At 66.7% G+C, this 10,066-nt stretch carries 11 protein-coding genes; 9 read left to right on the top strand and 2 right to left on the bottom strand.

Features of this window, described 5'->3' with window-relative positions; translation table 11 throughout:
- Nucleotides 1–143: 143 nt before the first annotated feature.
- Both ABIR74_RS04325 and ABIR74_RS04320 read right to left on the bottom strand, forming a co-directional pair.
- On the bottom strand, nt 144–1,232 hold the full coding sequence (locus tag ABIR74_RS04325) for a M48 family metalloprotease (protein ID WP_348175390.1): 1,089 nt from the start codon (nt 1,230–1,232) through the stop codon (nt 144–146).
- A gap of 128 nt (nt 1,233–1,360) precedes the next feature.
- Entirely contained in the window at nt 1,361–2,683 is a 1,323-nt protein-coding gene (locus ABIR74_RS04320) for a DUF4389 domain-containing protein (RefSeq protein ID WP_348175389.1), read from the bottom strand.
- A gap of 42 nt (nt 2,684–2,725) precedes the next feature.
- Between ABIR74_RS04320 and ABIR74_RS04315 the strand changes: the two genes are divergently transcribed.
- The 9 genes from ABIR74_RS04315 (at nt 2,726) to upp (ending at nt 10,026) form a co-directional block, all read left to right on the top strand.
- On the top strand, nt 2,726–3,667 hold the full coding sequence (locus ABIR74_RS04315) for a pyridoxal-phosphate dependent enzyme (RefSeq protein WP_348175388.1): 942 nt from the start codon (nt 2,726–2,728) through the stop codon (nt 3,665–3,667).
- The gene (gene rpmE, locus ABIR74_RS04310) at nt 3,664–3,882 is read left to right on the top strand and encodes a 50S ribosomal protein L31 (protein ID WP_348175387.1); all 219 of its coding nucleotides are present in this window, start codon (nt 3,664–3,666) and stop codon (nt 3,880–3,882) included. Before ABIR74_RS04315 ends, rpmE begins: the two co-directional genes overlap by 4 nt.
- A 102-nt stretch (nt 3,883–3,984) precedes the next feature.
- Nucleotides 3,985–4,929 carry a DUF1385 domain-containing protein gene (locus ABIR74_RS04305; protein WP_348175386.1) on the top strand — a complete coding sequence of 315 codons (945 nt, stop codon included), beginning with the start codon at nt 3,985–3,987 and terminating at the stop codon, nt 4,927–4,929.
- 43 nt (nt 4,930–4,972) lie between these two features.
- The gene (locus ABIR74_RS04300) at nt 4,973–5,419 is read left to right on the top strand and encodes an OsmC family peroxiredoxin (RefSeq protein WP_348175385.1); all 447 of its coding nucleotides are present in this window, start codon (nt 4,973–4,975) and stop codon (nt 5,417–5,419) included.
- A gap of 51 nt (nt 5,420–5,470) precedes the next feature.
- A complete protein-coding gene (gene prfA / locus ABIR74_RS04295; protein ID WP_348175384.1) occupies nt 5,471–6,520 on the top strand; it encodes a peptide chain release factor 1 in 1,050 nt (349 codons plus the stop codon).
- Nucleotides 6,517–7,371, top strand: a complete 855-nt coding sequence (gene prmC / locus ABIR74_RS04290) for a peptide chain release factor N(5)-glutamine methyltransferase (protein WP_348175383.1) — start codon at nt 6,517–6,519, stop codon at nt 7,369–7,371. Before prfA ends, prmC begins: the two co-directional genes overlap by 4 nt.
- Nucleotides 7,368–8,015 (top strand): L-threonylcarbamoyladenylate synthase, encoded by a 648-nt coding sequence (locus ABIR74_RS04285; RefSeq protein ID WP_348175382.1) that lies wholly within the window; start codon nt 7,368–7,370, stop codon nt 8,013–8,015. Before prmC ends, ABIR74_RS04285 begins: the two co-directional genes overlap by 4 nt.
- Nucleotides 8,016–8,101: 86 nt before the next feature.
- Entirely contained in the window at nt 8,102–9,394 is a 1,293-nt protein-coding gene (glyA, locus tag ABIR74_RS04280; RefSeq protein ID WP_348175381.1) for a serine hydroxymethyltransferase, read from the top strand.
- The gene (gene upp / locus ABIR74_RS04275) at nt 9,391–10,026 is read left to right on the top strand and encodes a uracil phosphoribosyltransferase (protein WP_348175380.1); all 636 of its coding nucleotides are present in this window, start codon (nt 9,391–9,393) and stop codon (nt 10,024–10,026) included. Before glyA ends, upp begins: the two co-directional genes overlap by 4 nt.
- The last annotated feature ends 40 nt before the right edge of the window (nt 10,027–10,066 follow it).

Raw genomic sequence — 10,066 nt, 5'->3', positions numbered from 1 at the left:
GTGGACGGACTGCTCGTCGAGGACTTCGTGCTCGAACGGCGCCCCGGCGTTGTGCATGTCCGGAATGCTCCGTCCCCGGGTGCGACGTCTTCGATGTTGATCGGCGAGACGATCGCCGCGATGGCGGAGGAGGCGTTCGGACTCTAGCCCGAGCGCGGACGCCGTTGCGCAGACCACGCCGCTGCCATCTCGACCCGCTGCGCGAGGGTCGGGTGGCTGTCGAGGAGCACGTGAGCCCACAGAGGCGGCCTGGGGTCGCCGAGCGACGTCTTCGCAAACCCCTGGAAGAGCCCTCGTACGGCAGCCGGATCGCGGGTGGTCTGGAGCGCCTTCCAGTCGGCCTCGGACTCCATGCGACGGCTGATCCAGCTCTGCGCGGGGGCAGTAGCGAGTTGGAGTGCGGTGACGACGAGGAGCGCGAGGGGGATCGCTGCTGCCTCTCCCATCCCTCCGCGACGCCGCGTCAGGCGCATCAGAATCCAGGCGCCAGGAAGGGCGAAGAGACCGAACCAGGCGAGCGCCTTCGGGATGTGATCGCTCGAGTGATGCGCGATCTCGTGGGCGAGCACAGCCCGCACCTCGCTCTCCGAAAATGTCCCGTCGAGCATCGTGCTCCAGAGGACGATCTTCCGCGTCGGCCCGAAGCCAACCGCGTAGGCGTTCGCCTGGCTCGTCGTCCCACTGACGTCCTCCACGGAGATGGGAATGTCGGAAACCCCCTGCTTCCTCTCGAGCTCGGCCGCCGACCGTTGCAGGGCAGCATCCTCGAGCGCGTTCGTCTCGGGAAGCAGGTACGGCTGCGCGAACGCGAACCCGGCCCCGATGACGACGAACAGTGCGGCTCCGGGAATCCACCACGCCTCGCCGAGCTTGCGGGCGAGAAACATGACGATCAGCAACGTGACGCAGATCGAGGTGAAAGCCGCTGCCAGCTCGAACCACCCGCCGAACGCCCACTTCAGGTAGCCGACTTCACTCAGGCCGTAACGCCGCGCCCACCACACGTTGAGTAGCCCGAAGGGCAACTGCACGAGCCAGACGATCCCGAGTCCGAGCATCCCAAGGAGCATCCCGGTACCGATCGGCCCGGCGGCGGACTCGCGAGCGAAGCGAGGGCCGCGGCGGGCATAGATCCAGAGCGTCGTGAACAGCGCGATCTGGGAGAGCGCCCAGACGACGAGGAAGAATCGCTCGACGTGCTCGGCCCGGCGAACGAGGGCCTTCCCGAACACCTCTGAGCTGTCGACGCGAATTGCTGGAAGGTCTGAAGGAACCGCGGTACGAAGAAGAAGCGCTGCACAACAGACCCAGACGACGCCGGCGATCGCGACAAGGCCTAGCTGTAGCGTCCGACTCAGCTTCAGAGCGCCTCCATCGCGGTCAGATCGGGGCCTGGAGCCTCGAGTGGAAGCCCGAGCTGCACATCACGGGGCCGGTCGCGTACTGCGGGCGCCGCATAGGGGTAGCTCTCGGTGACGAGAAATACGTAGGCGCTTGCCTGCGCCGAGTACCGCAGGCTCACGGCACCGAGGTTGCGAAGGCCCTCGGGCATCGAAGCGGTGACGAGCGCAGCCCACCAGCCGAGGAACCCGACGAGCAGCGCAACCGAGCCGAACGCCCCTGCGAGCAGGAACGCGGGGATCCCGAGGATCGCCCGGAACGCCGTGACCACGCGGCGCTGCGACCGTGGTGGATCGAACGCGATGTCGACGGGGTAGCTGCCTGCGCGGCCGGTGAAGCCGGGGAACGGCCCACCGATCACGTAGAGGAAGGCGATCACGTGCGTGGAGTAGCGAATCCACGCCGTGAAGAATCGATGCAGCGGCACGGGCAGGCGAGCGATCACGACCACGATCAGCCAGACGAACGGCATGACGGCAATGACCACCATGGTCCAGAGCAGCAACCAGATGAGGTGTGGCACGGCGAGCGGGAAGCGGAAGAACACCGTCAGGCGCGATCGGCGGATCTCGTCCGTGAGCTCGAGTCGCACAGGATGCGTCGGCAACTCGATGAGGGGAACGACGCGAGTTGGATCCGTCGTTGGGTAGCGATCGGTGAGGAGGAGGACGTAACCGGTCGCATGGGCGGTGTAACCGATGCAGTAGCTGAGCAGGTCGCGCAGGCCGATCGGCATCCGGCCTCGCGCGAGGATTGCGAACCACGCCAGAACGGCCGCCGTCGTCGAGACACCGCCGACGGTCCAGGCGTTCAGCCACCAGTCGCCGCCCGACGTCGTCGAGGTGATGTTCGCGGAGCTTCCGCCGGACATTCCGCTACCGAGGATCGTGATGAGCAGGAGCGCGGGCAGCGCGAGCACGAGCCGTGCTGCGACGCTGCCGCGGGATTGCCGCGAAGCGAGCTCGATCTCGAGGTCGATCGGGTAGCCAGGGGCTCCGCCGAACGACGGGTACGGCGCTGCCGCGAGGTAGAGGTACGCGCTCACCTGCGTTGCGTAGCGAACGTATGCCGCTACGAACTCCTGCAGGGTTCGGGGCGCCTTCCCTCTGAAGATGAGGGCAATCCACACGATCAAGGTCACAGCAAGGGCGGCGATTCCCCAGAGGGCGAGCACGAGAAGATGCGGGATTGCAAGGAAGAGTCGAAAGAAGACGGTCACGCGTGATCGCGCGAGATCGTCGGTGACGACGATGCGGATCGGGAGCGGCTGGTCGTCCTCCATGTCCACATTCTCGCCGGTGGAGCGGTCGACTACGATCAGCTGATGCCAGAGGTCGTCATCACCACCGACGACGTCGCCCGCGCGGCCGCGACCATCAGGGGAGCGGTTCATCGAACGCCGACGCTCAGCTCCCGCAGCCTTGGGCCGAGACAACATCTCAAGGCCGAGCTGTTTCAGCGCACCGGCTCGTTCAAGGCGCGAGGTGCGCTCAACCGGGTGAGGGCGCTCTCTGCCGAGGAGCGCGAGCGCGGTGTGATCAGCGTGTCGGCCGGAAACCATGCTCAGGCACTCGCGTGGGCAGCAGCCACCGAGGGAGTCGACGCGCTCCTCGTCATGTGGGCGAGCGCAAGCCCTGCAAAGATCGCCGCCACCCGGAGCTACGGGGCCGCGATCGATCTCGAGGCTGCGGATCCCACAGGCGCATTCGCGCGCCTCGAGGAGCTTCAGGAGCAGACCGGTCGCGTGCTCGTCCACCCGTTCAACGATCCGGTCGTCATCGCGGGAGCCGGAACCGTCGGGCTCGAGATTCTCGAGGACGTCCCCGATGTCGACACGATCGTCGTTGCCTGCGGCGGAGGCGGGCTCGTCACCGGGATCGCTGCGGCATGTGTTCCGCACGGCGTGCGGGTCATCGCCGTCGAGCCAGAGCACTCGGATGCGCTCGCCCTTGGGCTCGCCGCCGGCGAGCCGGTGCCCCTGACACCTCGCACGATCGCCGATGCATTGACGGCTCCGTTCGCAGGAACGGTCGCCGTGGACGTGTGCGGCCGGCTAGGCGTCGAGGTCGTGCTCGTCACGGACGACGAGATCCGGGCCGGCTTCAGGTTCCTCTACGAGCGTGCCAAGCTCGCCGCGGAACCAGGAGGCGCGGCGGCAGCTGCAGCTTGCCTCGCGGGGAAGGTCGAAGGCGGTTGCGTCGTCTCCGTCGTCTCCGGAGGCAACGTGAGCACGGATATCGCCTCTGCTATTCTGGCCGGGCGATGAAAACGGACATCCACCCCGAGTACGTCCTCGCGCACGTAACCTGCTCGTGCGGCAACGAGTTCATGACTCGTTCTACGAAGCCGGAGCTGCACGTCGAGGTCTGCTCGCACTGCCACCCGTTCTACACGGGCAAGCAGAAGCTGATGGACTCGGGCGGTCGGGTCGAGCGCTTCCAGCGCCGGCTCGAGAAGTCCGGCGGCCCCCGCCGCGGCTAAGGTTCGCGTGTTGGCAGGCTGTCCTCGTGCGCGCAGCGCGCCCAGAGAGATTTCATCGGGCGTTTCGCGGCTAGCCTTCCTCTTCCTGCCGCGCGACGTTCGATGAGCGTTTCGTACGGCGGTCAAGCCGTACTCGAAGGGGTCATGATGCGCGGCCCCGCAGTGTGGTCCGTCGCCGTCCGCACCCCCGACGGCGAGATCGTCGCCGTCACGACGAAGGTCACCTCCCCGATGCAGCGGCACCGGGTCTGGCGTCTGCCCGTGATCCGCGGCGTCATCGCGCTCGGCGAGTCGCTCGCGATCGGCTTTCGCGCGCTCGCGATCTCCGCCAACTACGCAATGCAGGAGGAACGGGAGGAGGGGGCCGAGGGCGAGCCTGCCGAGGTCTCGACCGAGATCTCGAAGGGACAGATCATCTTTTCGTTCGTGCTTGCGATCGGGTTCGCGCTCATGTTGTTCAAGGTAGGCCCGGCGCTCCTTACGAGCTGGCTCCCGATCGACGGCACCTACTTGTTCGTCGTCGTTGAGGGGCTCATCCGGGTGGCCGTCTTCATCCTGTACATCGTGCTGATCGGCCTGCTGCCCGATCTCAAGCGGGTCTTCCAGTACCACGCTGCCGAGCACAAGGCGATCAACGCGCTCGAGGCGGGCTCCGAGCTCACACCGGAGAAGGTGCAGAAGTTCAGTTTGATCCATCCACGTTGCGGAACTGCTTTTTTGCTATGGGTAATGGTGATCGGCATCTTCGTCTTCGCGTTCGTCGGTCGCCCGGTCTGGTACTGGCTGATCATCAGCAGGATTCTCCTCCTGCCCGTCATCGCCGGTCTCGCGTACGAGCTGATCCGCTACGCGGGCAAGCATCAGGACAACCGGGTGCTCATGTCGCTTCTTGCGCCTGGCCTCTGGTTGCAGCGGCTGACGACGCGACAGCCTGACCTCGATCAGATCGAGGTCTCGATCCGTGCGCTCGAAGAGGTCATTCGCGTCGAACAGGCGGAGAGTGAGGACGCGTTGCGGGCCGAGTCCCGCGTTGAGGTAATGGCGTAGCGGCTGTTGCCGCGCGCACGATCCGATCGAAGGAGGAGTCCGGGTGCCCAGAATCGTTCGTGAGGCCAAAGCAACGTGGCAGGGAAACGTCGCCCGAGGCGGAGGCGTGTTGAGTGCGGCAACCTCAACGGCTTTCGCCGACCTTGCGTTCACCGTTGCGTCCCGCATCAGCGTGCCGGAGGAGAAGACGAGCCCGGAGGAGTTGCTGGCGGCCGCTCACGGAGGGTGTTTCACGATGTCCCTTGCGACCGAGCTCTCGCAAGGCGGGACGCCCCCCACAAGCCTTGAAACGCGGGTGATCGTCACGATGGACGAGGTTGAGGGGAAGGGACACCAGATCATCCATTCCCAGATCGAGGTGCGTGGCGAGGTGCCCGGTTGCGACGAGGCGACGTTCGCCCAGGCGGCGGAGGCGGCCGACGTCGGCTGCCCGTTCTCCGCGCTGATCCGTGGGATCGCCACGGTTGGCGTGTCGGCCTCGCTCGCCTAGAGGAATCCACAGGGGCGGAAGCCCGTCGCCTAGCCCGGCTACCATCGGCGCATGGCCGGAATCGAACCACTCGTCGAGGAGCTCGAGCGCTCCTACACGGAGCTGCAGGCCCGGCTCTCCGACCCTGCGGTCTACAACGACCACCGGGAGGCGGCGGACGTCGGTCGACGGCTGAAGGAGCTCGAAACCCCCTACAAGCTCGCGGTCGCCTGGCAGGAGGCGCGGGCGGATCTCGAGGATGTCCGCAACGACACCGAGCTCGCATCGATGGCGGGAGACCTCGAGGGCGACATCGCCCGGCTCGAGGAGGAGTTCAAGGCGGCCCTCGTCGAGCGCGACCCGGCCGATTCGAAGGACGTGATCGTCGAGATCCGCCAGGGAGTGGGAGGAGACGAGGCGGCGCTGTGGGCGGGCGACGTGTTCCGGATGCTCTCTCGGTATGCGGAGCGTCGAGGATTCAAGACCGAGATCCTCTCCGCGAACGAGAGCGAGACCGGAGGGTTCAAGGAGGTCGTCTTTGCCGTCAAGGGCGACGGCGCGTTCTCCGTCTACAAGTACGAGGGAGGGACGCACCGCGTCCAGCGCGTTCCCGAAACCGAGTCCCAGGGGCGCATTCACACCTCGACTGCGACCGTCGCGGTGATGCCCGAAGCAGAGGAGGTCGAGGTCGAGATCGTCGAGAGTGACCTCAAGATCGATGTCTACCGGTCGACGGGTCCCGGAGGCCAGAGCGTCAATACGACCGACTCGGCCGTGCGCATCACCCATCTGCCGACGGGCGTCGTCGTCGCGATGCAGGACGAAAAGTCGCAACTGCAGAACCGCCAGAAGGCGATGAGAGTCCTCCGCGCACGGCTCTACGAGCTCGAGCGCGAGAAGGAGCAGGCACGGCTCTCGGCAGCCCGGAAGTCGCAGATCGGCACCGGTGAGCGCGCGGAGAAGATCCGCACGTACAACTTCGCCGAGAACCGGCTCACCGACCACAGGATCAAGCTCACCGTGCACCGGCTCGACCAGATTCTCGACGGCGACCTCGGCGAGTTCACGGAGGCGATCCAGGCCGAAGATCGGCGCCTCTCGCTCGAGGCCGCCGGCGTATGACGTCGGGGTCGCCGGAAGGCCCCAGCACGATCGGTACCGTCCTTCGCCGCTCAACCGACTACCTTGCTGCGCGAGGATCGGAGACCCCGCGGCTCGACGCGGAGCGGCTCCTCTCGAAGGCACTCGGCCTCGAGCGAATCGAGCTGTACATGGCGCTCGAGCGCCCACTGACGCCGTCCGAGCTCGACTCGGCGCGAGAGCTCGTCGTACGCCGAGGCGCACGCGAACCGCTCCAGTACGTCCTCGGTGAGTGGGGGTTCCGCCGCCTCATGCTCAACGTCGATCCGCGGGCGCTGATACCCCGTCCCGAGACCGAAATCCTTGTCGATCGCGCCCTGCTGCTTCTCGACGGAAGGGACGCGCCGCGCGTGATCGACGTTGGTACCGGTTCCGGCGCGATCGCTCTCTCCCTCAAGGACGAGTGCCCGGGCGCGCGCGTCTCCGGATTCGACTTCTCGCCCGATGCACTTGCGCTCGCTGCCGACAACGCGGCGCGTACAGGACTCGAGGTCGACTTCCTCGAGGGCGATCTCTTCGACGGTCTCCCTCTCGGTCCCTGGGATCTCGTCGTCTCGAACCCACCCTACGTCGACGCAGCCGACGTCCCGGATCTCGAGCCAGAGGTGCGTGACTGGGAGCCGCACGAGGCACTGACGGCAGACGGTGCAGTTGCGGCGGTCGCGCGTGGCGCGGTCGACGTCCTGGCCGCGGGCGGGGGGATCGTTCTCGAGGTCGGTGCCGGGCAGGCCGAGACCACCGCTGACCTTCTCGAGAAGCTCGGCCTCCACGATGTTCGCGTGACGCCGGATCTCCGGGGCATCGACCGTGTCGTCGAGGGCGTCTGGCGGTGACCGACGTCGCGGGGATGGCTGCGGATCTCCGGGCCGGGGCTCTTGCGTTACTGCCGACCGACACGGTTTACGGGCTCGTCTGCCTCGCAGCCAGTCGCGAGGCAGCACTTGATCTGTACCGCCTCAAGGGGCGCGTGGAGATCCAGCCGACCGCTGTGATCGCCGCCGACACCGACGTCGTGCTCGCAAGCATCCCGGGTCTCGGCGGCATCGCCTCAGCAGGTATTCGCTCACTTCTGCCCGGGCCGTTCACGCTCGTCGTCCCGAACCCGGAGCAGCGCTTCAGCTGGCTCTCGGCCGCACGCCCGGAGACGATCGGCGTGCGCGTTCCTGCGCTGGCCGGTCTCGCAGCCGCGATCGTCCGGAATGTCGGACTCGTCGTTGCGACGAGCGCGAACCTCCCTGGTGAACCGGATCCGTGTCGCCTGGAGGAGGTTCCTGCCGAGATCCGCGCAGGGGTCGCATTCGAGGTCGACGGTGGAGGGCTGCCCGGTACTCCGTCGACCGTTATCGATCTCACCGGCGCTGCGCCAGTCGTGCTCCGCGCCGGCGCGGGTGACCCGAAGCAGGCCCTTCGTACCCTGGCCGACGCCCTCATGGAATCATCACCGCCCGACCACGCCCCGCTGACGAGAGGTCAATAGCCTCGCGGCTTCCGCACCGCCATCGACTCCCGTCGTGGGCTCGCTCGACGTACCGGCTGCAGGGGCCGGTGAAGTAGCATCGTTGCATGTCTATTTCGGAGACGTCTCTCGACCAACTCCGGACGGGCGTTCTCGGCGAGATCGACCCCGATATCGCCAGCCTGCTCGAGCAGGAGCTCGCCCGTCAACGCGACCAGATCGAGTTGATCGCGTCGGAGAACTTCACCTGGCCTTCCGTCCTCGAGGCCGTTGGATCGGTGCCCACGAACAAGTACGCCGAGGGCTATCCGGGCAAGCGCTACTACGGTGGCTGCGAGATCGTCGACCAGATCGAGCAGCTCGCGATCGACCGGGCGAAGTCACTGTTCGGTGCCGAGCACGTCAACGTGCAGCCGCACGCCGGCGCGCAGGCCAACATGGCTGTCTACCTCGGGCTGATAAAGCCGGGAGAGACCGTTCTTTCGCTCAGGCTCGACCACGGGGGGCACCTGACGCACGGGCTCAGCGTCAACTTCTCCGGGCGGCTCTACACGATCGTGCACTACGGCGTCTCGCGTGAGACCAGCCTCGTCGAATATGACGAGGTGCTGGCGCTCGCGAAGGAGCACCGGCCGAAGGTGATTCTCTGTGGTGGCTCGGCGTACCCCCGCACCGTCGAGACCTGGGAGTTCCGCAAGATTGCGGACGAGGTCGGCGCGCTCCTCTGGTGCGACATGGCGCACTTCTCGGGACTCGTTGCCGCCGGCCTGCATCCGAACCCGGTCGCCGATTGTGATGTCGTCACCTCGACGACCCACAAGACGCTTGCAGGGCCGCGCGCGGGCTTCGTCATGTGCCGGGAAGAGCATGCGAGCGCGATCGACCGCGCGATCTTCCCCGGCCTCCAGGGCGGCCCGCTCGAGCACGCGATCGCCGCAAAGGCGACCTGCTTCAAGATCGCAGGCTCTCAAGCCTTCCGGGAGTACCAGACCCAGGTCCGCGCCAACGCCGACGCGCTTGCGGCGGAGATCATCGCCGGAGGGCTCGACGTGCTGACCGGCGGAACGGACACCCATCTCCTCCAGCTCGACCTCCGTCGCACCGAGTGGACCGGAAAGGATGCCGAGGAACGACTTCATGCAGCGAAGCTGACGACGAACCGGAACACGGTGCCCTTCGACGAGCGCCCGCCGACCGTTGCCTCCGGGGTGCGCATCGGAACGCCGGCCGCGACGATGCGTGGGTTCGACGAGGATGACTTCCGCGAGGTCGGACGGATCATCGTCGATGCCCTCTCCGACGGAGCCGACATCGAGGCGCTCGGAGCGCGCAGCGTCGCGCTCTGCGACAAGAGACCTCTCTACCCCGGATTCCGCGGCTACACCACGTACGTGACGTGAGTACCGCCTCCGTCATCGAGGTCGACCACCCGCTCGTCCGTCACAAGCTCGGGCTTCTCCGGGATGTGACGACACCGACCCAGATGTTCCGTCAGCTCGTCAACGAGTTGACGCTCCTGCTCACCTACGAGGCGACGAAGACGCTCACCGACGAGGCCGTCGAGATCGAGACCCCGCTCGAGCGAATGGCGGCCCGCCGGATCTCGGGCAAGAAGGTGGCGGTGTGCCCGATCCTGCGCGCCGGTGTCGGGATGCTCGACGGCGTCCTGTCGCTCATCCCGGGGGCCCGCGTCGGCTTCATCGGTCTGTACCGGGATGAGGAGACACTGCAGCCGATCGAGTACTACGTGAAGCTGCCGAACGACATCGCCGATCGAGATGTCCTCCTGCTCGACCCGATGCTCGCGACCGGCAACTCCACCGCGGCGGCGGTTGTCACGGTCAAGGAGGCGGGAGCGACCTCGATCCGGCTGATCGCCCTCATCGCAACGCCCGAGGGGATCACGCGCATTCACGCCGAGCACCCCGATGTGGCCATCGTTGTTGCCTCGATCGACCGTGGGCTGAACGAGAAGGGCTATATCGTCCCGGGCCTCGGTGATGCAGGCGACAGGCTCTACGGCACGAAGTAGCTTGAGATGGTCGATCGGCAATTGGTGCACGCGCGGTTGG

It is taken from the genome of Gaiella sp. (assembly GCF_039915195.1).
GTDB lineage: Bacteria > Actinomycetota > Thermoleophilia > Gaiellales > Gaiellaceae > Gaiella.
Note: the sequence above shows the minus strand (reverse complement) of the source record. Positions and strands in the feature narration are given on the sequence as shown.